Origin of the sequence: uncultured Veillonella sp., from assembly GCF_900545795.1 — a bacterium.
Taxonomy (GTDB): domain Bacteria; phylum Bacillota; class Negativicutes; order Veillonellales; family Veillonellaceae; genus Veillonella_A.
In genome coordinates this window covers 265,276-290,333 of record NZ_URAR01000001.1, presented here as the reverse complement: position 1 = coordinate 290,333, position 25,058 = coordinate 265,276, and the positions used below count along the sequence as shown (strand labels likewise).

The 25,058-nt window shown below is 38.3% G+C and carries 22 protein-coding genes; 18 read left to right on the top strand and 4 right to left on the bottom strand.

Annotated elements, in window-relative coordinates:
* Positions 1 to 28 precede the first annotated feature (28 nt).
* The 7 genes from QZR90_RS01185 (at position 29) to QZR90_RS01155 (ending at position 7,941) form a co-directional block, all read left to right on the top strand.
* Entirely contained in the window at positions 29 to 376 is a 348-nt protein-coding gene (locus QZR90_RS01185) for a GIY-YIG nuclease family protein (RefSeq protein WP_307984880.1), read from the top strand.
* 58 nt (positions 377 to 434) lie between these two features.
* On the top strand, positions 435 to 893 hold the full coding sequence (locus QZR90_RS01180; protein WP_295787862.1) for a DUF1934 domain-containing protein: 459 nt from the start codon (positions 435 to 437) through the stop codon (positions 891 to 893).
* The gene (gene argS / locus QZR90_RS01175) at positions 859 to 2,523 is read left to right on the top strand and encodes an arginine--tRNA ligase (RefSeq protein ID WP_295787860.1); all 1,665 of its coding nucleotides are present in this window, start codon (positions 859 to 861) and stop codon (positions 2,521 to 2,523) included. The genes QZR90_RS01180 and argS overlap by 35 nt, the downstream gene beginning before the upstream one ends.
* Before the next feature lie 48 nt (positions 2,524 to 2,571).
* Positions 2,572 to 4,182, top strand: a complete 1,611-nt coding sequence (locus QZR90_RS01170) for a CTP synthase (RefSeq protein WP_295787858.1) — start codon at positions 2,572 to 2,574, stop codon at positions 4,180 to 4,182.
* 96 nt (positions 4,183 to 4,278) lie between these two features.
* Positions 4,279 to 4,917, top strand: a complete 639-nt coding sequence (locus tag QZR90_RS01165) for a GntR family transcriptional regulator (protein WP_295787856.1) — start codon at positions 4,279 to 4,281, stop codon at positions 4,915 to 4,917.
* Between the two features lie 320 nt (positions 4,918 to 5,237).
* Positions 5,238 to 6,365 carry a betaine/proline/choline family ABC transporter ATP-binding protein gene (locus QZR90_RS01160; RefSeq protein ID WP_295787855.1) on the top strand — a complete coding sequence of 376 codons (1,128 nt, stop codon included), beginning with the start codon at positions 5,238 to 5,240 and terminating at the stop codon, positions 6,363 to 6,365.
* Between the two features lies 1 nt (position 6,366).
* Positions 6,367 to 7,941, top strand: coding sequence for a glycine betaine ABC transporter substrate-binding protein (locus QZR90_RS01155; protein WP_295787853.1), 1,575 nt, complete (start codon positions 6,367 to 6,369; stop codon positions 7,939 to 7,941).
* 218 nt (positions 7,942 to 8,159) lie between these two features.
* Here QZR90_RS01155 and potE read toward each other — a convergent pair whose 3' ends face one another.
* Complete coding sequence (gene potE / locus QZR90_RS01150) at positions 8,160 to 9,494, bottom strand: putrescine-ornithine antiporter (protein WP_295787851.1); 1,335 nt, start codon at positions 9,492 to 9,494, stop codon at positions 8,160 to 8,162.
* Between the two features lie 276 nt (positions 9,495 to 9,770).
* Positions 9,771 to 11,957 (bottom strand): ornithine decarboxylase, encoded by a 2,187-nt coding sequence (locus tag QZR90_RS01145; RefSeq protein ID WP_295787850.1) that lies wholly within the window; start codon positions 11,955 to 11,957, stop codon positions 9,771 to 9,773.
* 1,026 nt (positions 11,958 to 12,983) lie between these two features.
* On the opposite strand from QZR90_RS01145, the gene ahpC reads away from it, so the two are divergent.
* The 6 genes from ahpC (at position 12,984) to QZR90_RS01115 (ending at position 18,424) form a co-directional block, all read left to right on the top strand.
* Positions 12,984 to 13,547 (top strand): alkyl hydroperoxide reductase subunit C, encoded by a 564-nt coding sequence (ahpC, locus tag QZR90_RS01140; RefSeq protein ID WP_295787848.1) that lies wholly within the window; start codon positions 12,984 to 12,986, stop codon positions 13,545 to 13,547.
* Between the two features lie 349 nt (positions 13,548 to 13,896).
* A complete protein-coding gene (locus QZR90_RS01135) occupies positions 13,897 to 14,232 on the top strand; it encodes a helix-turn-helix transcriptional regulator (protein WP_295787846.1) in 336 nt (111 codons plus the stop codon).
* Between the two features lie 4 nt (positions 14,233 to 14,236).
* Positions 14,237 to 15,433: a DNA polymerase IV gene (locus tag QZR90_RS01130; protein WP_295787844.1), complete on the top strand. Its 1,197-nt coding sequence runs from the start codon at positions 14,237 to 14,239 to the stop codon at positions 15,431 to 15,433.
* Entirely contained in the window at positions 15,390 to 16,715 is a 1,326-nt protein-coding gene (larA, locus tag QZR90_RS01125; RefSeq protein ID WP_295787842.1) for a nickel-dependent lactate racemase, read from the top strand. Before QZR90_RS01130 ends, larA begins: the two co-directional genes overlap by 44 nt.
* 12 nt (positions 16,716 to 16,727) lie before the next feature.
* Complete coding sequence (locus tag QZR90_RS01120; protein ID WP_295787839.1) at positions 16,728 to 17,969, top strand: hypothetical protein; 1,242 nt, start codon at positions 16,728 to 16,730, stop codon at positions 17,967 to 17,969.
* A gap of 68 nt (positions 17,970 to 18,037) precedes the next feature.
* A complete protein-coding gene (locus QZR90_RS01115) occupies positions 18,038 to 18,424 on the top strand; it encodes a hypothetical protein (protein WP_295787835.1) in 387 nt (128 codons plus the stop codon).
* A 206-nt stretch (positions 18,425 to 18,630) separates the two neighbouring features.
* Here the strand turns inward: QZR90_RS01115 and QZR90_RS01110 are convergent, their stop codons facing one another.
* A complete protein-coding gene (locus QZR90_RS01110) occupies positions 18,631 to 19,536 on the bottom strand; it encodes a LysR family transcriptional regulator (RefSeq protein ID WP_295787832.1) in 906 nt (301 codons plus the stop codon).
* 204 nt (positions 19,537 to 19,740) lie between these two features.
* Between QZR90_RS01110 and QZR90_RS01105 the strand changes: the two genes are divergently transcribed.
* The 4 genes from QZR90_RS01105 to QZR90_RS01090 all read left to right on the top strand — a co-directional run bounded on the left by QZR90_RS01105 (position 19,741) and on the right by QZR90_RS01090 (position 22,645).
* Entirely contained in the window at positions 19,741 to 20,118 is a 378-nt protein-coding gene (locus tag QZR90_RS01105; protein ID WP_295787829.1) for a CidA/LrgA family protein, read from the top strand.
* Positions 20,112 to 20,831 (top strand): LrgB family protein, encoded by a 720-nt coding sequence (locus QZR90_RS01100; RefSeq protein WP_295787824.1) that lies wholly within the window; start codon positions 20,112 to 20,114, stop codon positions 20,829 to 20,831. Before QZR90_RS01105 ends, QZR90_RS01100 begins: the two co-directional genes overlap by 7 nt.
* Positions 20,832 to 21,015: 184 nt before the next feature.
* Positions 21,016 to 21,816, top strand: a complete 801-nt coding sequence (locus QZR90_RS01095; RefSeq protein WP_295787822.1) for a sulfite exporter TauE/SafE family protein — start codon at positions 21,016 to 21,018, stop codon at positions 21,814 to 21,816.
* 394 nt (positions 21,817 to 22,210) lie between these two features.
* Complete coding sequence (locus QZR90_RS01090; RefSeq protein WP_295787819.1) at positions 22,211 to 22,645, top strand: DNA starvation/stationary phase protection protein; 435 nt, start codon at positions 22,211 to 22,213, stop codon at positions 22,643 to 22,645.
* Positions 22,646 to 22,816: 171 nt separating this feature from the next.
* Here the strand turns inward: QZR90_RS01090 and QZR90_RS01085 are convergent, their stop codons facing one another.
* Complete coding sequence (locus tag QZR90_RS01085; protein WP_295787816.1) at positions 22,817 to 24,151, bottom strand: MFS transporter; 1,335 nt, start codon at positions 24,149 to 24,151, stop codon at positions 22,817 to 22,819.
* Positions 24,152 to 24,352: 201 nt separating this feature from the next.
* Here QZR90_RS01085 and QZR90_RS01080 point away from each other — a divergent pair, with 201 nt between their 5' ends.
* Positions 24,353 to 25,036, top strand: coding sequence for a Crp/Fnr family transcriptional regulator (locus tag QZR90_RS01080; RefSeq protein WP_295787813.1), 684 nt, complete (start codon positions 24,353 to 24,355; stop codon positions 25,034 to 25,036).
* Positions 25,037 to 25,058: the final 22 nt, after the last annotated feature.

The window sequence follows — 25,058 nt, the reverse complement described above, 5'->3', positions numbered from 1 at the left end:
TTTTGCATGCTTGAGAGGAGGGACCCAGATGAAGGACGAACAAGTTGTTGCGCCTGGTGAGGCGAAGGATTTGAGTAAAGGTGCGCAGAGTACACCGGTTGGGGGTGAGCAATATTATACGTATATGCTTGAATGCGCCGATGGGTCTTTCTATACTGGTTGGACGGTGGATATAGAGCATCGTCTAAAGGCTCATAATGGTCTCGTACCAGGAGGGGCTAAGTATACGCGCGGTCGTCGCCCTGTAACTTTAGTATGGTACACTACATTTTCTCGCAAGCAAGATGCGCAATCTATGGAGTATCAAGTGAAGCGCATGGCAAGGGACCAAAAACGAGCCTTAAAAGCAGCCTTTGCAGCACAGAAAAATTCTTAAATTTAAAGCGTAAATATGGTATAATGAACTGATTGAAACATTGAGATGGAGGGGCGCGATGAAGCGTGTTTTAGTAGGGTTAAAAAGCATTCAGCGTGATGCAAGTGGCAAAGACACGGTCGTTGAGTTGCTTTCACCTGGTGAGTATCATGAGAAAAACAATGTAAAATACATCATGTACAATGAAAGCGAAGTGACAGGCCTTGAAGGGGTTCATACAACAATTAAGATTAAGCCGGCTTCGATGATACTAATTCGCAATGGTAATGTATCGATGCGACATGAATATGTACTTGGTGAAATGAAGCAGACTGTGGTTAATACACCATTTGGTGAGCTTCATATGGGGATTAAAACTCATGAGCTAGATATACAAATAGATGATGGCCTTGGCCATGTTCATTTAGGATATGATATTTCTGTTGGTGGTGAATGGCAATTTTACAACCAATTAGACATTAACTTACAGGAGGACACAGAGTATGGAGATGAAAGACAAGCTCAAGCAAGGGATTGAAAGTGCGTTGAACGCGGCACTAGAGGCAGGTAAATTACCCGCTGGAGAGTATCCAGAGGTAGTACTTGAAGTACCACCACAAAAGGAATTTGGTGATTTTTCCTCCAATATTGCTATGCAATCAGCTCGTGTAGCACATATGAGTCCTGCTGCGATTGCCGATATTATCATTGAATATATGAATTTTGATTGGCTAGAAAAAGCAGAGCGTGCTGGTGCTGGCTTTATTAACTTCTTCGTAAAAACTGATATGGTATATGACACATTAAAGAGTGTGTTAATCCAAGGTCCTTCCTATGGTAATCAAGAAACTCGCGCTGAAGATACAGTGCAAGTGGAATATGTAAGTGCTAATCCAACCGGCCCTCTTCATGTAGGTCATGGCCGTGGTGCAGCTTATGGCAGTGCGCTCGTTAATTTATTCCGCGCTGCTGGTTATAATGTACAGTCTGAGTTCTATATTAATGATGCGGGCAATCAGATTGATAATTTAGCAAAATCTATCAACGCGCGTTATTTAGAGTTACTTGATTTAAAAAATGAATTCCCTGAAAATGGCTATCATGGTCAAGATATTGTAGAAACAGCGCAAAGCCTCATTAATTGGCGCGGTGACTTCTTTGCCGTACTCAATGATGAAGAGCGTTTACCATTCTTTAAAGAATATGGCTTAACAGAAAAGCTCAATGCGCTTCGTGTAACGCTTCGCAATTTCCATGTAACCTTTGATAATTGGTTCAGTGAGCGCTCCGTGCATCGCAGTGGTGAAGTGAATAAGGCTATTCAATTCTTAAAAGATACTGGCGATGTATACGAAAAAGACGGCGCTCTTTGGTTTGCCTCCACTCGCTACGGCGATGACAAAGACCGCGTAGTCATCCGTGAAAATGGTGAGCCTACTTATTTAGCATCTGATATTGCGTATCACCGCAATAAATTTGAACGTGGTTTCAAGAAGATGATCAATATTTGGGGCGCTGACCATCATGGTTATATTACCCGTGTAAAAGCATCTATGCAGGCTTTAGGATATAATCCAGAACGCCTTGAAATTTTATTATTACAGATGGTGTCCTTATATCGCGATGGCGATCTTGTTAAAATGTCTAAGCGCACTGGTCAATCTGTAACACTTGATGAGTTAATTGAAGAAGTAGGTGTAGATGCAGCGCGTTACTTCTTCTTGATGCGCTCTTTGGACAGTCAATTAGATTTTGATATTAACTTGGCTAAATCTAAGAGTCATGAAAACCCAGTATATTACATTCAATATGCATATGCTCGTATTCATAGTATTTTTGGTCAAGCTAAGGAAGCGGGTATTGACTTTGGCGACTGGGCTGATGTTGATTTTGCAAGCTTAACAAGCGAAATTGAGTTAGACATTATTAAGAAATTAGCGGCTTATCCAGAAGAGATTCGTTCCGCTGCTGAACATCGTGCGCCACATCGCATTGCGCGCTACTTATATGACTTGGCAAGCTTATTCCACTCCTTCTACAAACAAGGTCGTATTATGGGGGTAAAAAAAGACTTGCAGCAAGCTCGTTTAGGTCTAATTACAGCAATCTCTCATGTACTATATAATGGTCTTGATATTTTAGGTATTTCCGCACCGGAAAAAATGTAATTATAGAACGGTTTTATATTCATTTCATTTATCGCTTTTGGAGGAATCATGGCAACAAAGTATATTTTCGTAACTGGTGGCGTTGTGAGCTCCTTAGGTAAGGGCATCACTGCTGCTTCCTTAGGACGCCTTTTAAAAAATCGTGGCCTTAATGTAACGATTCAAAAATTTGACCCTTATATTAATATTGATCCTGGTACAATGAGCCCATACCAACATGGTGAAGTATTCGTTACCGATGATGGTGCTGAAACAGACCTTGACCTTGGTCACTACGAACGTTTTATTGATATTAATCTTGGCAAACGCTCCAATGTAACTGCAGGTAAAGTATACTGGTCTGTTATTAATAAAGAGCGCAAAGGCGACTATCTTGGTAGCACTGTACAAGTTATTCCTCACATTACGAATGAAATTAAGCAAAATGTATATCGCGTTGGTAAAGAAGACAATGCTGATGTAGTTATTACTGAAATCGGCGGTACTGTAGGGGATATTGAAAGCTTGCCATTCTTAGAAGCGATTCGTCAGGTTAAAAAAGATGTAGGCCGCAATGATGTACTCTACATTCATGTAACCTTAGTACCTTATATTAATGCTGCTGGTGAGCTTAAAACTAAACCGACTCAACACAGCGTTAAAGAATTGCGCAGTATTGGTATTCAACCAGACATTATTGTATGTCGTACAGAAAAGCATATTTCTGATGAAATGAAGGAAAAACTTGCTTTATTCTGCGATATTGATCCAGATGCAGTGATTGAAAATCAAACTTGCAGCACTATTTACGAAGTACCACTCATGATGCAAGAAGAAGGTCTCGACAGCATCGTTGTGAAAAAATTAAATCTTCCAGAAGTGCCAGCTGATATGACAGCTTGGAAGGAAATGGTAGATAAAATTTTAAATCCAACGAAGGAAATCACAGTTGCTTTAGTTGGTAAATACGTAGCATTACATGATGCGTACCTCAGTGTTGCAGAAGCTTTGACTCATGCAGGTATTGCAGCAGATACTAAAGTAAATATTAAATGGGTTGATGCAGAAGAATTAGAAGAGTCTGATTGCGATGTAGCTGAAATTTATAAAGATGTAGATGGCATCGTAGTACCAGGTGGCTTTGGTGCACGTGGCGTAGAAGGCAAAATCCGTACAATTCAATACGCACGTGAAAACAAAGTGCCATTCTTAGGCCTTTGCCTTGGTATGCAATCAGCTGTTATGGAATTTGCTCGCCACGTAGCTGGCCTTGAAGGGGCTAATTCCACTGAATTTGATGAAACTGTAGAAAATTCTGTTATCGACTTAATGCCTGATCAAGTTGATGTAGATAAAAAAGGTGGCACTATGCGTCTTGGCGTATATCCATGTAAAACCGTGGAAGGTACTAAAGTACGCGAAGCATATGGCGAAGATTTAGTATATGAACGTCATCGTCATCGTTATGAATTTAACAATGAATTCCGCCAAATTTTAACTGATAAAGGTTTAATTATTAGTGGTACATCCCCTGATAATCGCTTAGTAGAGTGTGTGGAAATTGCTGATCATCCATTCTTTGTGGGCGTTCAATTCCATCCAGAATTGAAATCTCGTCCAACTAATGCACATCCTTTATTTAAAGGCTTTGTTAATGCCGTATTAGATTTAGTAAAATAATACGTCTTGTAAGAGCGCATAAGAAGCAGGTGGCCTAAAGGCTGCCTGCTTTTTTACAAAGCTCTATAAGGGATTATATAAGAAGGGGGTGGCTCTGTGAGTAAACCTAAAAATGTACGTGTAGCACGATACCAGCAAATTGCCGCCGATGTGGCCGGTAAAATTGTATCGGGAGGCTATAAAGAAGGGGAAAAGATTTTCGCTCGCTCGGCTTTATCTGTTCATTATGGGGTGTCGCCAGAAACTTCTAGACGTGCCATTGCCTTGCTCGCTGATTTGGGCATAGTTGAGGTAACTAAGGGAAGCGGTTGTACTGTGTTATCGAAGAAAAAGGCGGAACAATTCCGCATGCAGTTTAATGATTTTGATTCTGTAGATTCTTTGCATAAGGATGTAGTACAGCAAATAGAGACTCAGATGGAAGGCTTTAAGGAGTTAAAGGACACGGTGACTAAATTAAGTCAGCTCGTGTCTCATTATCAATATACCAATCCTTTACAGCCTATGAAGATGCCCGTAAAAGAGAATTGTAAATATTTAAATCAATCCATTGGCTCCTTACAACTTTGGCAGAATACAGGAATTACTGTAGTAGCCATTGAAACGGAAGATAAGACCATGGTTATTTCGCCAGGTCCTTATGCGACGTTAAAGGCTGGTGAAGAGATTTATTTCATAGGACCTACCGATAGTTGGGTTCGCTTAGAGCATTATTTATATGGGGATAGTGAATAATTTAATAGATTATAAAACCGCTTCACTGGTTATATGGGTTTAGCTCCCTAGCTGGTGGAGCGGTTTTATTGTTATGGGGCATAGAATTAAAGTTAAGGGATTTAGTAAAAAATAATTAGATTTAATTTTATCGATATTGACTAAAGTAACAACTTTGTGTTATTATAAGGTTGTTGGTTTTGAAGAAAGAAAAAATGTATTTAAAAGCAATATGTAAGAGTAGTCATTAAAGGCTTTCAATTGTACCATCTTTCATGAGGTGATATAAACTGAAAGCCTATCTTATTTGTTTATATTCATTGGACTTAGGGAGGTCTTATATGATTCAATTTAAAAATATAAAAAAACGCTATGGAAAAAAAGAAGTATTGCATGATATAACACTTACGATTCCAAAAGGTGAAATTGTTTCTATTATCGGCGGTAGTGGCTGTGGTAAAACAACTTTGCTTAAAATGATCAATCGTTTGATTCCCATTTCCTCAGGTCAGATTTTAGTAAATGAGGAAGATGTATATAAAATGAATCCTGTAGAATTACGTCGCAAAATTGGTTATGTAATTCAACAAACAGGTTTGTTTCCACATTTAACAATTCGCAAGAATTTAGATTTAGTACTTGATTTGCATAAGTTCCCTCAAGAAGGTCGAACTGAAAAAATCAACGAAATGATGGACTTAGTAGGTCTTAACAGAGACTTATTAGATCGTTATCCAGTAGAGCTTTCTGGTGGTCAGCAGCAGCGTGTAGGCGTAGCCCGTGCCCTTATTGTAGATCCAGAGGTTATTTTAATGGACGAACCATTCTCTGCTATCGATCCTATTACACGCGTCACTTTACAGGACGAATTGCGCAGTTTACAAGAGAATGTAAAGAAGACCATCGTCTTTGTAACCCATGATATGGATGAGGCGATTAAAATCTCCGACCGTATTTGCTTGATGCGCGAAGGCTATGTAGAGCAATATGATACACCGGAGCAAATATTACGGAATCCTGCTACACCATATGTGGAAAGCTTTATCGGGAAAAACCGTATCTGGAATTCCCCTGAATATATTAAGGCTGAAGACATTATGGTAGAGGCTAATAATTTAGCCTATCCTACTGATAGCTTATTGCGCTGCATGAAAAAGATTAAGGATATTCCACAAGATTACTTAATCGTTGTGGATCGCTTTACACGTAAATTCCGTGGGTTGGTTAATGCGCGCATGATTCGTGAGCAGGATAGTTTACAAGGTCCTGTATCAGACATTATGGCACAACCTAAGGCTGTGGCTCATGTAGGAGATTCTTTAATTGATGTATTAAATACTATAAAAGAATTCCACCGTCCGCATATGCTCGTATTAGATGATGACGATTGTGTGGCTGGTGTGATTACGCAAAGTAGTTTAATTACCACTCTTGGTAGTCAGTATGTAGATGAATTGGAGGTGGTATAATATGGGTATTTTTGATTATATGATTCAAAACTATAGCCAGGTTGGTTCCTTGCTATTAGAACATATTCGTTTAACTGCTGTAGCAGTAGGGCTTGCTATTTTAGTGGGTGTACCTTTAGGTATTATTATTAGCTATGTGAAGGCGCTAAATAAACCAATTATGGGTGCGACTAACTTAATTCAAGCGGTACCAAGTATGGCGCTGTTAGGTTTTGCCATTCCGCTCCTCGGTATTGGTACTTTACCAGCAGTTATTGTAGTATTTTTGTATTCCCTCTTGCCAATAGTAAAGAATACTTACATCGGTATTAGCCAAATTAAATCTGGCACTATTGAAGCGGCTAAAGGGATTGGTATGACCCGTGCTCAAATTTTATGGCGCGTGCAATTGCCTTTAACTTTACCAGTTCTCATGGCTGGTGTACGAATTTCTGCCGTTACAGCCGTAGGTCTTATGACTATTGCAGCCTTTATCGGCGCAGGTGGTTTAGGCTTCTTAGTATTTAGTGGTATTTCCTCGGTCAATAATGGCATGATTATGGCCGGTGCTGTGCCAGCATGTATATTGGCGCTCTTTATTGACTGGATTTTATCCTATGTGGAAGATTTAGTAACGCCTATTAGCTTGCAACCTAATGTAGTAGGCAATAAGGAAAGCCTTTTACATAGCCGTAAGCGTAAAAAATGGACTGTTGGCGTTGTTGTTGCTTTAGTGGTAGTCTTATTAGGTAATAGCGCCTATGGTGCTTTAGCTAAGAACGATAAGATGATTCGCGTAGGCAGTAAACAATTTACGGAGCAGCTTATTTTAGGTAATATGCTCAGTGAGCTTATTGAAAAGAACACCGATTTAGAAGTAGAGAAGCATTTAGGTGCTGGTGGTACTCAAGTATTGTATAGTGCGATGAATAGTAATGATTTAGACGCTTATATTGAGTACACAGGGACCGTTTATGTAGATATGCTTAAGCATACCCCTAAGAGTGATGCTAAAGCCGTATACGAGGAATCTAAGGCTGAATTAGCTGAGAAGTCTAATATTCAGATGTTAGAGGCTGCACCATTTAGTAATACCTATACATTAGCTGTTAGTGAGGAATTAGCTAATGAATACAATTTAACTAAAATGAGCGATTTAGCTCGTGTAGGATCTAACTTGCACGCTGGTACTACATTAGAGTTCTTAAATCGTGAAGATGGCCTTGCAGGCGTTAATGAAGCATATGGCTTTAAGTTTAAAGACGCTAAAGGCATTGACGGGGCCACTCGCTATGTAGCTTTAGAAAATGGTACTGTACAGATCGTAGATGCATTTTCTACTGATGGCTTATTAAAGAAATATAATTTAGTTGTTCTTGAAGATGATAAACAATTCTTCCCACCATACTATGGGGTACCTTTAGTACGTGAAGAAGTACTTGAAGAACATCCTGAATTAGCTCCATTAATTAATAAAATGATGGAACGCTTAGACACAAAGACAATGCAGGCCTTAAATTACGCTGTTGACGTAGAACATAAAAGCCCTGAAGAAGTGGCTCATGAATACTTAGTTAACGAAGGCCTTGTAAAATAATGAATAGGACTTCAATCTTTATGATTGAAGTCCTATTTTTATGTTTTGAAATATAGGCCAGTACTTTAGTATAATTGCCTGATGAGTGATGAGTACATATAAAGTAGAGCATGTAATTTTAATCAAAATTTCCACAAAAGAAAAGGCCCCAGTCATTGACTGGGGCCTTTGGTTATAGCCTTTATTAGCTTATAACTAGATGCTTTTAAACATTCATCTTATTTATTTTCAAGATGGTATTTTTTGTTGCTATCTAAGTCAAAGCGATCGGAGATGAAGCCGTATAAAGTCCAACCAACAAATGTTACGATGGAACCATAAGTCATAGCTTCAAAACCGGATGCATATAGAGCATATAAGCTGTATAAGGAGCCGATGAATGCGATAAATGTAGTAGTGCTTAATTCGCTACCCAATTTATCAGCAGATTTCATAATTACGATAATAGCACCCATGGATAATAAGTAAGGGATGATATTAGTAACAACGGCTAAGTTTACAAGAGTTTCGAACTGTTCGTTCAAGGATGGGCTGATTGTCATCAAGCTCATTAAGGATTGGATAATAGTGATAGTTACCATACCAACGATTGGAGCTTCTTTGGAAGTTACTTTACTGAATAATTTAGGGAAGTAACCAACGTCGGAAGATTGTTTGAATACGTTCGCAATAGTGAACTGCCAGCCAAGTAAGGAACCGAAGCAGGACATAACCATTAAGCCCATTACTACTTGACCAATTGTTGGGTTGAACATTTTAGCAAATGCTAAACCGAATGGAGCGGAGCTGTTGGCAAGTTCAGCTGCTGGAACGATACCGAACATGATGTTAGTGGATAAGATGTAGATAATCGCAGCGCCTAAAGTACCACCAAGTACGGCCTTAGGAACGTTCTTTTCAGGATTATCAACTGCATCAGCGTTAGCACAAGCAGATTCAAGACCAAGGAATGCCCATAAAGTCATTGCAATGGAGCTAGTAGCTGCTTCGCCAAATGGAAGGTTGTTAACATTCCAGTTAGCCATGTACATATCACCAGAGAAGAAGAACCAACCAGCTGTGGAGATTACGAATACAGGTGCGATTACGCCCCATACAGTAACACCAGATACTTTACCAGTAATGCTAGCACCACCGAAGTTAAGTACAGTTGCTAACCAAAGGGTAAAAATAGTCCACATACCAGTCATGAAAGGAGAAAGGTCAGCATTCATAAATGTTGCGCCATAACCTACTGCAGAAATAGCAATAGCGATATTAGCAATTAAAAGAGACACGCCATATGTATAGTTGGCAAGGAAGTTACCAGCTTTACCGAAGGAGTATTCTGCATAACCACCCATACCGCCGCTACGACGGCTGTACATACCACATTTAGCGAAGGCATAAGCAAGAGCCATGGAGCCAAGCGCTGTAATTAACCAAGAAACGATGGAAAGAGCACCAACTTGCGCAAGCTTTGTCGGTAGCATGATAATGCCAGAACCCATCATGTTAACGGCTGTTAAGATGGTGAGCTGCATTACACTCATTTTATTCTTATTTTCACTCATTTTGTATCCTCTTTGTCCATATGCTCTGGAAAAGCGAGCATAATAGATTTAAATTATAGCAAATTCTTATTACAATAAATTTCTTATTACAGTTTTTGGGATAGATCCTTACATCAAGTAGTTTACATGAGTAAACGTATTTAAAATAATGGACACTATCATTAACTTATTCTATAAGCATAACAACAAATTGAGAAGGACTCCTCTTTGGTTAGCAAATCAGAATCCTTCTCAACGAACCTCATTCACTAGTTATGAAATTAGTAAATCAGATGCTTATTTAGTAAGTTTACTTTCAAATTCTTTTTTCAATACGTAACCAAATGCTTTCTTAGTTCCGTCTTCTTGAGTAGTTAAGTAAACGCCTTGGATTTCAGGAGCGAAACCAGGAAGTTTATTGATACCTTCTTCAAGAGCTAAGAAGTAGTCACGTGCAGTTTCAGACCAACGTTCGCCTGGTTGTACACAAAGTACTCCTGGAGGATAAGGTAAAGCACCTTCAAGAGCGATGCGACCTACTGCTTCAGAAAGAGCAACTAATTCGCCTTCGCCACGTACGAATGCAAAGTTAGCATCTTGTGGAGTAGTTACATATTCAGGTAAGTACTCATGTAAGAATAAGCGTTTTTGTAATGTGCTTACTTTACGTTCTTTGTAGAAGTCATGCATTTCTTGGCAAAGTCTGCGGATATGGTAGCCTTTGTATTTGTCGATATTGTTGTAGTAGATAGTTGGCAATACATCTTGCATTGGCGCATCTTCTTCAATCAATTGTTCGAAACGGATTAATTGAGCTACTAAGTCATCCATCTTAGTTTTGCTTTCAGCTGGAGTCATTAAGAACAAGATAGTGTTCAAGTCACATTTTTCTGGAATAATACCATGTTCACGTAGGTAGTTAGCTAAGATATTAGCATGGATACCGAAGTCTTCGTATTCACCAGTTTCAATGTTGATACCAGGAGTGATAAGCTGGAATTTGCAAGGGTCGATGAAGTACTGACCTTTACCGTAGCCATCGAAGGAATGCCATTTAGCACCTGGTTCGAATGCGAAGTAAGCAACGTCGTTAGCCATTTTGCTAGTTTCGCCTTCTTGCCATTTTTTACCATGTACTACTGGAGGTACTAATGGACGAAGATATTTACAGTTGTTTAATACTGCTTTACGAGCATCGATAACTGTTTCTACGCAATCTTTCCATAATTCGATACCAGCTTTGCCAGAGTGAATCTTAGCATTGATGTCAAGAGCTGCGAATAATGGGTAGAATGGAGAAGTAGATGCATGCATCATGAACGCATTGTTTAAGCGTTTATGATTTACATAGCGATCTTGACCCTTAATATGGGAGTCTTTTTTATGTACTTGGGAAGTTTGGGAGAAACCAGCCAATTGTTTGTGAACGGACTGAGTTACTAAGATACCAGGATCTTCAGGTCCTAATTCAAGAAGTAATGGGCTGCAGTCTTTCATCATAGGGATGAACTGTTCGTAACCTACCCAAGCGGAGTCGAATAGGATGTAGTCGCAAAGGTGACCGATTTTGTCAACAACTTGGCGCGCATTGTAAATAGTACCATCATAAGTACCTAATTGGATAACTGCTAAACGAACTGGGCGTTTTTCTTTAGCTTTTTCTGGAGCATGTTCAGCGATTAAATCACGGATGTATTTTTCGTCGAAGCAATGTTCCAAGATACCGCCGATAGAACCGAATGGGTTACGTGCAGTTTCAAGGTAGATTGGAGTTGCACCAGCTTGTACTAATGCACCATGGCTGATGGATTTATGGTTGTTACGATCGTAAAGAATGATATCTCCAGGAGCTAGTAACGCATTAGTTACCATTTTGTTGGAAGAAGAAGTACCATTTAATACGAAGTAAGTTTTATCAGCGTTGAATACTTGTGCTGCATGTTGTTGAGCGTCACAAGCAGGACCTTCGTGAATTAATAAGTCACCAAGTTTAACGTCCGCATTACATAAGTCGGAGCGGAATACGTTTTCGCCGTAGAAATCAAAGAATGCACGGCCAGCTGGATGACGAGTGAAGAATTGACCACCTTGATGGCCAGGGCAGTCGAATTGAGAGTTGCCGTCGCCTACATAATCAGCTAATGCGCGGAAGAATGGAGGTAATTGATCTTCTTCGTAACGATCAGCAGCTGCTGCAATTTGTTTTGTATATAAATCGTGGTTAATAGAGTTAAGATCGATTACACGATTAATTTTGCCGATGAATTCAGGTTTAATTTCTTGAGATTCAACTTTTACTAAAAATACAGGGATTTTTAGAGCTTCGATCATTGGGTTTGTAAGCGCGTTCTGATCAGCATCTGTAATAACAATAGCTGCTACATCAGAAAAATCTGTTGCATTTACATCTACAACAGCGCGGTCATTCATGCTTTCAAAGAGAGGTAACGCTTTTTCGGAGAAAGCGATTTTTAAGTGCTTCATTATAAAGCCTCCTATTTTTTTCCTATACACTTTTTTGCAATTAACGAGTATACCTTGTCGACAGGTTTATTCCTGGTTTAGTGTTAGCGAACCGGGAATAGCTCATTTATATTGTATAGGTATATTGAAATTAACTCTAATTCATATTTTGTATATGGTGATAACTTTTTGTAATTTGACTATTACCGGCGTGAATAAATAAACTTTAAATGGTATTAATATCCTGGTGAGGATTCCTTATAATGCTAGTTGGAATCTTAAATATGAATTTTAATGTTATTAAAATTGTATAATAATGCGCAAGTAAAAGGTATGAGAAATAATCATACATTTTAAAGAAATGTTTAATTTTCTTTTTAAAGTGCGCCCCAAAAGGATAGTTTTTTGATGTCAGTGTACGAATTAGGTAGAAAAAGGGAGATTTTAAATATATTCTACAGAAAATCTTTAAATGCGGATTGTAAGCAATTATTTTTATTTTGTAATGTTACTATATATAGCGAAGAAAAAATATTTTTTTTAACTTATGCATAAAACATATAAGTTGAGGCGAAATATAAGAAAAAATTAGAACTTAATGAAATATAATGAAGAATTTTTATGTATGTTGAATAAAAGCGAAATAAGTTAATGAAAATATTTATCGTTAATATGAAGAGATTAGTTTTATATTTAGCTTATAGTTAAATATTTAAGAGTCTTTATAAGTATTTATATTTATCAATTGTAAGAAGGAGTTAGGCAGGTATATTGACTTGTAAAAGTGATGTAAAAAAGTACTGTAATATGAAAAGTATGTAAAATTTAGATTTAATTATCGATTTTGAGAATAGATATTATATTGATTTTTTTCGTTTTTTCTAGTATATTATAGCTGTAAGGATAATCTGTTATTATTGTTAATCAATATCAATTATCCAAAAGAGTAAATAAACAAAGTCTGTATATTTACTACCTTGTAGATTTATTTTGCATTTTAACTCTTATAAGTTAGATGCGTTGTTTTAATATAAAGGAGAGATTTTCATGGCAATTATTGGCAAAGAGTTACCAGATTTTAAATTAGAAGCATTTAGAAACCCAGATGTGGTAACTGTAACTAAAGCGGATGTAGTTGGTAAATGGAGCGTATTTGTATTCTACCCAGCTGACTTTACATTTGTTTGCCCTACAGAATTAGAAGATTTGCAAGATCATTACGAAGAATTCCAAAAATTAGGTGTGGAAGTATTCTCTGTATCTGTTGATTCTGAATTCGTTCACAAAGCATGGGCTGATGCATCTCCAGGAATTGGCCGCATTAAATACACTATGCTAGCTGATATTAAACATGAATTAGCTGATTTCTTTGAAACATTCAGTGAAGAAGAAGGTCGCGCTTTCCGTGGTAGCTTCGTAGTTAACCCTGAAGGCAAAGTAGAAACAGCTGAAATTCATAACATGGGTATTGGTCGCAGTGCGGCAGAGCTTCTTCGGAAAGTACAAGCAGCTCAATTCGTTGAAAAACATGGCGATAAAGTATGCCCAGCTAAATGGAAACCAGGTGCTGATACAATCACTCCTTCTTTAGATTTAGTAGGTAAATTATAATCCTCCCAATAAATCCCTTTTCTTGCAAATCGGCGGTGCGCTTTTTAGCGCCCGTCGATTTGTTTTATATGGATAATTATATTTTTATATAGAGACTATATATAATAGTTAAAATATATAAGAGGCTTTAAGTAGTTTAGTTTATTTTGCTTATATAATACTTTTACAGAGGATTTATTTACGAAATGTAAAGTTATAGTCTTCAAAAAACTAGGTGTTTTGTTGAAGTTTTTCAAAAAAAGTCAAGTTTATGTAAAATTCATATTGATATAATTAGATTTATCGATGATTTTGTTATATAATAAGAGAAATAGATATTATATATAAGTTATGAAGAAGGAGTACGGGTATGGAAGTATCATACGAACGATTGGCTACAGTGTTTAAAGCATTAAGCGATGAAACAAGATTACATATCATTGATATGCTATCCTGTAACGAGCTTTGTGCTTGTGATATATTGGCTAGTTTTAATTTGTCTCAATCTACATTGAGTTATCACATGAAGATTTTAATTGATGCAGGCGTGGTGAATTCACAACGCAATGGTTTGTGGACACGTTATTCAATTAATGAAAAAACATTTGATGACATTGTAAAAATTCTTCCTGAATTGTATAAAACTAAAGATGAATGTATTTGTGCTCAGATTAAATATTGCCGCTTAGAAGATAAACCGGAGTAATACTATGAGACGATGGGTCATGCATGTAGATATGGATGCTTTTTATGCATCTGTAGAACAAAGAGATAACCCTGAATATAGAGGCCGCCCTGTAATTGTGGGTGGCCTTTCTTCGCGTGGTGTAGTAGCCACAGCTTCGTATGAGGCGCGTGAATTGGGTGTTCACTCTGCTATGAGCATGGTGAAGGCGCGCAAGCTTTGTCCAGAGGGAATTTTTTTGCGCCCACGCTTTGAAGTGTATCGTCAAATTTCTGATGCAATACATACAATTATGAGTCATTATACGCCTTATATTGAACCGCTGAGTTTAGATGAGGCCTTTTTAGATTTAACAGGGCTTCATACGCAGTATAAAGGACCGTATGAAGTGGGGCGTGCGATTAAAGACGAAATCTGGGAAGCCACTTCCTTAGTTGCCTCTGTTGGCATTGCACCAAATAAATATTTGGCGAAATTAGCCTCAGATTTACGTAAGCCTGATGGATTAGTAATAATTCCTTATGGTGAAGAGGCGCGCAGTATAGCTCAGCTGCCAGTAAAGCGCTTATGGGGTGTTGGTAAGCGCACGGAAGAAGTACTAAAGGCAGAGGGGTTTTATAAGATTGGACAAATTGCTGCACTTCCTAATGAGCAAGCTTTAATTCCTTTATTAGGTAGTCAGGCAAAACGCATATATCTTATGGCACAGGGGATTGATGATAGACCGGTTGAATATGACCGGGTAATTCAGTCCATAGGAAATGAAGAAACGTATTTGGATGATGTAATAGATCCTGAGGAAATCAATCGAGAGTGGTATTATTATGCTCATAAAGTAGCGAAACGTTTACGTGAGGCTGGCGTAAAAGGGCAAACAGTGTCTATAAAAATTAGATTCAATGATTTTAAGACTTTAACTCGGCAAACTAGCCTGCAAATACCGACGAATAGTGAGGAAACTCTGTACCGTGTAGGTGTGATGTTGTATAATAAGGTAAAAATTACTAAGCCTATTCGGCTTTTAGGCTTATCTGTGAGCGGCTTAGTGGCGGCAGATGAGCAAATAGGTCTTTTTGAAGAACCTGCCCATCATGAAGATCTTACTAAAGCGGTGGACTTATTGGAGAAGAAGTTCGGTGAAGGTATTGTAATGAAGGGCGCCTTATGGGAGCGCGCTCATGGCAAGCATAGAAAGAGAGACGATGAGGATGACACATTTTGATTTAAAATATGGTAAGTCTACATTAGGTTTAGATGTTCCAGAGCAGCGATTAGTTCATGTCATTGAAGGGGCACCCTATGAGGCCTTAGACAATATAGAGACTGCTGTAGTAGAAGCCCTCAATAATCCAGTGGGGACAGCGCCTTTAAATGTAATAGTGAATGCAGGTGAAACTGTATGTATCGTTGTATCAGATATTACGCGCGCTTGGCTTCGTTATGATTTATTCTTGCCAGCAGTTGTGAATTATTTAAATGAAGCTGGTATTCCCGATGAGAATATTTTCTTGTTAATTGCTTATGGGGCTCATCGCTTACAAACAGAAGCAGAATGTCGCATGGAGTTTGGCGATGAAATTGTTAATCGCTTACGCATCGAGCATAGTAGTGGCATCAATCCTGATAGCAAGTTCGTTCATTTAGGTAATACCAGTCATGGTGGGCCTATTGAAATTAATGAACTAGCTGTTAATGCAGATCGCGTTATTTTAACAGGGGCCATTATGTATCACTCGATGGCAGGTTTTGGTGGTGGCCGTAAGGCAGTACTACCAGGGATTTCATCCTATGCGGCGATCCAAAGAAATCACTGCTTGTGTTTAGGTCCGAATCAAGGTGATGGTATTAGTGAGGCGGCTGTAAGTGGCAATATTTCCGCCACAAATTTAATGCACCAAGACCAAGTGGAGCATGCGTCAGCTCTGGACGCAGATTTTCTTATCAATGTGGTGCTCAATGCAGAGGACAAAATTGCTAGACTCGTGTGCGGTCACTGGGATGATGCTTGGCATGAAGGCACGGAGTTGGTAAATCAAATTTACGGTGTTTCCATTGACGAGTTAGCGGATTGTGTTGTAGTTACTCCCGGCGGCTATCCTAAGGATATTAATCTATATCAAGCCTTAAAAGCTCAAGAGAATGCTATAAAAGCTTGTAAGCCTGGCGGTGTAGTGATTATGTTAATGGAATTAGAGGATATTAATGAGCCTGCTGATTTTATGAAGTGGTTTAATATTAAGGATTTATATGATAGGGAGAAAACCTTACGTGAAGGTTTCACTGTGCCAGGTTTTGTTGCGCTGTTATTTGGTGAGGCTCTAGAGCAGTATCATCATATTTTAGTTACCCTAGAGGACAATAAAGCTTATGAAGATACTTTAGGATTACCAATCGTGACCACTGTCGAAGAGGCCATAGAACTCGCTACTAAGTATTTAGGAAAAGAGGATTTTACAATCACTGTTATGCCGCAAGGCTCTAATACAATGCCTATTTTAAAATAAGGAGTGAATTACATGCATAGTCGCCAAGGAATAATTAGCACTGCCGTTATTGAATCAGTTCGTCGCGCCTTGCTCAATAAATACGAGGAAGACAAACAAATTAAGCTCATGCTAGAAGAATTTTTGACGGAAGACTTGAGTCAACAGGAATTAGAAATCACTAAGCAAGCCTATGAAGAAGTTAAGCAGCGACTAAGCTATAGCGCCTTATTAGATGGTTTGTGGCAAGAGATTGAAGAGACGCAGGATTTATATGATCAACTTCATGTATACGATTCTTTGGAGGAAGAATATAGTTCTGCCAAAGGGCGATTGGAGCATGAGGACTTGCCAATTCATAATGTAGAGCTAGAAGATGTAGATATGAGTGATGCGCAGCAAAGTGAAGAGTCTATCTCTTCATCTAATGACTCCTATGCTGAAGCGGTCACAAAAGCTATGGCCGCGCGTGCCACAGGCTCTATGTTAGAGCGTGCACAAGGGGCTATGATTGCACGACAGCAAGGAGCAGTAGTAGGCCGTGGGGATGCTTCATTAGCTATTCGCCCGTTACAGAGTATTGATATTCTTCGTAATATGCCTATTGAAGTAGGTGATTTGCAGTCGCAGAATAAGCAGGATGGCAGTTTGGCAACTAGTTCTGATTCATCTGTACATTTGCAGAATCAAGATACTGCAAAGTCTTTGGATGATGAAGTAGCTGCTTTTGATAAGGCTGTAGCAGAAAAAACTAAGAAGGATAAAAAAGAGCCTGTAGCTTCTGAGCGTGATGCTACAGATGAAGCGGATTCTTTTAATTTTGCTGCGAGTGATAATAGTGGCGATAGTAAGGGTGAGCTATTCCTTAAAGATGTATTGGAATTGATTGGTAAAGTGGAAACGCCGACGGTTAGCCTTGAAGAATTGGTGCGCAATACAGAATGGAAAGAGTTCAAAAAGTTAGCTAAAGCGGCTAAGAAATCCTTGAAGAAAGCCCGTAAAGAGGCAAAACGAGCAGCTAAAAAGAGTAAAAAGAAAGCTGAAAAAAAGGGAAATAAGAAAGAGCGCTGTAAAGAGCACATAAAGAGTGAACCTGAAGAGTCTGATTATAACAATATTGCAGAAGGGGTAAATCCTAGTTCTAATAAACAAGCAAAAGACGAAGCTAAGTCTTCCCAAGGGAAAGTTAAAGAATCCTCTAAACAGAATACGTCAAAAGCTAGAGTCAGTGAAACAGTTCAGGTAGAGGGAGATACTAATCCTATAAAAAAGTAGTAGACCTTGGTTTATCTTTATTCGGTGCATTAGATATAGCCAAGGTTGGCCATATAGCCGCAGATCTTGTGGGTCAAGTGGGGGCTAATATAGAAGGTGAATTGCGTTCCGCTTTAGATGATGTATTGCAGCAGGCTGATGTAATCGGTATTAACAGGATGGATACAGAGCCCTTTCAGGAACCAAGTGATATGAACACATTAAAAAAATTAAGTAGTGAGAACAAGTCTAGTACGTCATGCAGTGCAAATACATCGAGTGTATCACGAAAACCTCGTAAATTTATGCCCACTAAAATTAGAAGAGATAAACTTAAACCTGTTTTGGTTGATGAACGCGGCCGTTGCGAATGCTGTAGTAAACGCTGCGATCCGGTGAACCTTAATTGCAAGAAGCGTCGACGAATTTTAGAGCGCTTAGGGTATACTGGTGGACCATATAAAGTTGCTGATTAAGTGATTGGTGATGAAGCAATAAGTAATGGAGTTATAAAAGTATTTAAGGTATATAAAAAATAATAAGACCTATCATAGGCCTTAGTACATGGAATGAGCCTTGCTGTTGGATTATATCTAAACAGCAAGGCCCTATACTGCTACTATGGGCGCCTATGATAGGTCTTTTTGCTTATAAGCTTTTTGTAATGTTTATTTTATTGATATTAACGGATAGATAAGGTTTCTGGGACGCGATTGTGGAAGTAATTCACCCAAAGTCTGATAGATGGGATGATAAGGGAGCGTTCATTCCAAATCATGCCTAGCACCCAGTCAATGCGTGGTGTAATCGGGATGGAGACGAGGCTATCCTCGTGAAGGCGCGAACAAATTGATTGAGGCAAGATAGCCGCACCTAGGCCACTTTTTACTAATTCTGCGATAAAGTCCCAATTATTACTCTGTGCTACAATTGGTGGTACAACACCAATTTCTTGGAATCGACCTAATATGATGTCATATAAAGAGAAGGAATGATGGAAAAATACGAGTGGTTCTTTTTTTATATCTTGCAAGGTAATAACTTCTCTTTGCGCAAATGGAGAGTCCGTGGTTACTACATATTGCAGTGGTTGATGGTTGAAAATATAAGTTTTCGTATCCTTATTGGTAAAGTCTGGCACAGGTAGGGTAACGAAACCGACTTGCAATTGACCATCTTGTACAAGTTGAGCGATTTGAGGGGACCCGTACTCACTTACTTTTAAAGAGATGCGCGGATACTTGTGCATGAAGTCGCGAATAATGGGTGATAGGAAAGAGGTGCCAATCATAGGTGGTATGCCAAGGCTAATTTCACCTGATTCCAAATCATTAGTGTGACTCATTTGATGCTCTAGTACTTCAAATTGGCGCACGAGGGCTTCGATTTGGGGCAATACGGCACAAGCTTCTTCGGTGAGTTCGATGCGATGACCGCGACGACGGAATAGCTGTTTATTCCATTCGCCTTCTAAGAGACGCACAGCTTTACTGAGAGAGGGCTGGCTTACATGTAAGGTTTGGGCAGCTTTGGTAAAACTCTTTTGACGAGCTACTTCTACAAAATATTTTAAATGTGTGATATCCATAGAAACCTCCGGTCATGGGTGAAAATATACTTATCTATATTATAGCCAAAAAGAATAATAGAGTATAGGGAAAAAATATTTTTATTTTTCTAGATTATGGTCTACAATATGTTCTAGCAAAAGATAGGGCTTCAAAAGTTAAGATTGTTGTATTCATTAAATGAATGAAGATGAATTGTATAGAGTATAGAGGGAGTGAAGACGATGAAACGATTTGCAATTATTATTGCGCAAGTATTGGTTCTGGCTCTGATTGGGGTAGCCGGTAATTACTTGCAACAGTGGCTTAATTTGCCTCTACCAGGTACTTTAGTAGGCATGTTATTACTATTTGTCTTATTGATGACTGGGGGAGTAAAACTTGAATGGGTTGAGCAAGGGGCGGCTGTATTAATCGGGGAATTGCTTTTGTTTTTCATTCCATCTGCCATCGGTGTAATTCAATATACACAATTATTCGGAACAACTGGTGCTATGTTATTAGGTGTTATTGTGACGAGTGTGATTACACTATTGGCCTCTGTTTTAGTTATTACATTAAGCATTATGAAATTACGTAGAAAGGGGTATCGATTATGGTAAACTACACAATATTCCAATTAATTAGTATTCATATCATCGAATCATTGGTAGGTACTGTTTTGGTATACTTTTTATGTAAAAAATTATATGAGCGTTCTGGCAAGAAGTTATATTTAAATCCTTTATTGGCAGTGCCTCTCGTTATTGGCTTGTTTTTGGTTACCATGCATATTCCATATAGTACATACCAAGAGGGCAGTCAATATATTTCCATGATGTTGCAACCCGCTACAGTGGCTTTTGCAGTGCCATTATATAAATTCCGCCATGTTGTTAAAGAATATGCTACGCCCCTTGTAGTTGTTATTGGCATGGGCTGTTCAGTAGCTTTTCTAGGTTCTATGGGCATTGCCGAATTATTTGGACTTAGCCCTGAACTTGTCCATAGTATAGCACCCCGGTCTGTAACAACGCCATTGGCTATTGCAGCGTCTCACACTATGGGAGGAGATCCTACGATTACAGCGATTCTTGTTATAGCTACAGGCCTTATTGGCATGATTATGACCACTATGTTAGTGAAACGTGCTCATATCCATAATCGTTTATTAAAAGGCATGCTTTATGGTATTTCTGCTCATGGTACAGGAACTGCTAAAGCTTATGAAGATGGCCCTAAAACAGGTGCTATTGCTTCTTTAACTATGATAATTATGGGCATATTTACCACTATTATTGCACCGATTGTATCTTTTATGTCGGAAATACTTTAATATCTTTTTGAAAATCTTATGCGTGAAAGTTAACTCACTTTATAAAAATACCCCTTTTATTCATATTTGGTAAAAGAGGTATTTTTTTATTTTTAAATGAAGTATACTAAGTTTCATAAGTTTAATCTATTTTTCTTATTAGATACTAGAAATAGGTAATGTAATTATTTTGAGGGAGTATATTATGGAGAGTTTAATTTTATCAGTGTATGGAGCCATTGAATTTATTTTATTAGGCATTTTTGTTGGCGCCTTTGGCACAATTATTGGAGCTGGTGGTGGCTTTATTTTTGTACCAGTATTTTTATATGTTTTCACAGATTGGACACCTGGCATGATTGTAGGGACTTCGTTAGCGATTGTTATGTTTAATGCGATTTCTGGATCTATTGCCTATGTCCGTCAGAAGAAAGTATTATATAGTGCTGCTATATGGTTTACTTTGTCGTCAATTCCAGGCTCCTATTTAGGTGCTATAGCATCAGATTATTTTGATGTACTAGGATTTAAGTTCTGGTTTGGTTTATTTCTGCTCACTATGTCTACTTTTATTGGTTATAAGAATTATAAAAAGGGTGAACGTAAGCAAGAGTCTTTGCAATTAACAGAGATTGAATACAGTAAATGGATTGGCTGTGTCATCAGTGTTGGTGTAGGTTTTATATCTAGCGTTTTTGGCATTGGTGGCGGATTAATACATGTAGCAGCGCTCGTATATCTACTTAGCTTTCCAACGCATGTAGCGACAGCGACGAGTCATTTTATTTTAGCTTTATCTACAGTTAGCGGTGTAGTGACGCATCAATATTTAGGTCATATTGAGTGGGCTGTAGCTATTTTTTGTATTATTGGCGTAGTTATGGGCGCACAGATTGGGGCGGCTATTTCTAAGCGCTTACGGGCACGAAGCATTTTACTCTTGTTCTCTTCGGGGATAGGCTTATTAGCTTTGCAATTAATTTATTCTTCTGGCAAATTATTTTAGATCCTAGATTTCAGATGATGACAATTATTTGTATTGATTTTATTTAGTTAGTTCAAAAGTGCAGTTTAGATTGTAGCTTTCAGAGAAAAGAAGCTGCGTGTTACGTATGTTTTTTGTAATTGATTTCACCTTTTATTATGGATATAAATTTTTAATGGAAAATTATTATTAATTATATTGACATCGATAAACCTCTATGTTACAATACAGACATAGAGAAACGGATAATGATTATAAATTATAAAAGTTAGCTAATTGTTAGCGTTTAATTAGCGAAACTATGTAGCAATAATCTTAGTTTGTAAGATTGGTAATATAATAGATTCGTAACTCTTAATTGAAAATAAGATAAAATTTAGAATAAGATTTATAGTCCTAAGGAGGAAATTACATTATGAAAAATTTAGAATTAGTAAACAAATATTTAGCAAACTTAGCGATTTGGAATGTAAAATTACATAATTTACATTTTAATGTAGTGGGCTCTCAATTTGTGCCAGCTCATGAATATCTTGAAAGTGTATATGACAATGCATTTGAATACTATGATGCGGTGGCAGAATTGATTAAGATGCAAGGTCAAGAGCCAGTAGTTCGCTTAAATGAGTACTTAAAAATTGCATCTCTTGAAGAAGTAGATGGTCGCCCATTCCCTGTAAAAGAAGCATATGAAATTCTTCAAGCTGATTTTAATTTAATGAGCGAGTTAGCAAAAGAAATTCGTAGCGGTGTTGATGAAGAAGATAACTTTGCCCTAGTAGCGTTAATGGAAGACCATTTGGAATACTATACAAAACAACTTTGGTTCTTGCGTTCTACTTTAGCATAAGCCTAAAAAGTGAATAATTTATACTAAGCAACAAATCCAAACCCTCTAATATAAAAAAGACCTGTCACTTTTGTGACAGGTCTTTTGGTGTATTGGATTAGTGTATAAATTGACAGATAAAATAATAGATAAAGTAATAGATAAAATAAATGTATTGTTAAGTGTTGTAAGTTAGCAATTCATATGAGCGCCACGGCGCACATAGAACCAATATGTAATGATAACGGTTAGAATCGTGAAGGCTAATATAATATATAAGGCTGGGAGCACAATGCCAAAGGTAGCATAGGACCAACCGAAGATCTTGGGGATGAAGAAGGCCCCATAAGCTCCGATAGCTGCTGTAAAGCCAGTAACTAATGAACTTTCCATGCCATTGGTAAAGATATACGGAATCATGCGGAAGGAGGCGCCTGTTTCGAAGCCAGTCATAAAGAATAGGCCTAGGAATGCAATGAAGAATAGAATAAAGTTATGACTTTTTAGGCCAATGATGACTAAAACACCGGCAATACACATACCGATTAGGGAGAGTAAAGTCACTTTAGAGCCGCTATTGATTTTATCGGCTAGCCAACCACCAATAGGGCGCACGCCAGCGCCGATGAAAGGGCCTAAGAAGGCGCCGTATGCAAAGGGGATTTCAGGGAACTCTTTACCTACTAATAAACTTAAAGCCACAGAAAAGCCAATAAAAGAACCAAAGCCACAAGTATAAATCCAGGTCATCAGCCAAGTATGCTTATTAGTAAAAATACTTACCATGGCAGACGGCTTCTGTTTAGGCAGTGGTAGATTGTCCATGTATTTTATTATTAATCCTAAGGTGAATAGAATTTGTACAATACCTACATAGCAAGTGTTTTGCAAATAAATTAAGCTGCCATCATTCATTACTTGAGGGCCACCTAAGAAGGTATTGCCTAGGCCTATGCCCATAACAACAGGAGCGAGTAAGAATATGATGGAAACGCCTAGATTGCCGATACCTGCATTAATGCCAAGGGCTGTGCCACGGCGTGCTCGGGGAAAGAAATGTCCAATATTGGCCATGGAGGATGAAAAATTAGCCCCAGCAATGCCGAGAAAGGCAACGTAAATGAAGAAGGTTTCGTATGTTGTAGTTGGATCTTGCAAGGCTGTAGCAAGACCCCAAAGAGGGATAAGTAGTAGGGCTGTAGAGAAAAAAGTCCAGTTGCGGCCACCCACTAATCCGGGCATATACGTATATAGCAATCTTCCTGTAGCGCCAATTAAGCCTGGAATTGCTGCCAAGGTAAAAAGCTGCTCATCTGTGAAGCTAAAACCAATACTATTTAACTTTACAGCAATAGTAGACCATAGTGTCCAAACGCAGAAGGACAAGGTAAGGGCAATAGTAGATACGATTAAATTTTGCCTGGCAATTTTTTGTCCATATTGCTCCCAAAAAACTTCATTTTCAGGATTCCATTGCTTTAAGATTTCTTGACGGCTAGGATTAGGCCCTAACTGAACTGCTGACATATACTAGCACACTCCTTTTGAATAACATACTATAAGCCTATGCATGAGGCGTTGTCTCTTTGGAGTATAGAAAATATTTGAAGCGCTGTATGTGACATTTATCACTAAGAGCTACTTCTATGCTATAATGATATATATAAAGTTAAGGGAAAGGATGCTCTAAAGAGTATATTATATGCGGTGTGAATAAGGTGGCGTCCGATGAAGAATACATATGAGCGAGTGCGGGATTTACGGGCTTTTAAAGATGTAAGTAAGGATGACTTTTTGGCATTATATAAGTCTGTTGGCATGTTTAGCAAAAAATTTAAAAAAGGTGCATATATTGCATTGTCTGAAGATGAAGTGCCTTGTGTGAGTGTCATTATTAGTGGCATTGTACATATGGTGAGCGAAGATATGTGGGGGAATCGCACGATCATTGTCTTTATGAATCGCGGTGATTTATTTGGTGAGTCTTTTGCTTGTAGCTCTAATCAGGTATCATTAGTCAATTTTTATGCGGCATCGGAAGTTGAGTCTATCTATATTCCTTATGAATCCTTACTTAAAGAAGTAGCTAAAGGCTCTGAACTCAGTGGAGTGGCTCAACAATTATGGCAGAATACCATGACCTTGCTAGCTGATAAGAATGTGCGCTTTGTTCAAAAGTTAGAAATTGTGTCGAAGCGAACTTTGCGAGAAAAGCTTATGACCTACTTATCATTTATGGCGAAGGTATATAATTCGCTGGAATTTGATTTACCTTTAGGGCGCGTAGCCTTAAGTGAATATTTATGTGTGGATCGCAGTGCATTGACGAGAGAATTGAGTCGTATGCAAGATGATGGACTCATTGCATTTGAAAAAAATCATTTTAAAGTGTTGGCGCCAGTACATGAGTGATTGTGTTGTACAGTGTCGGACT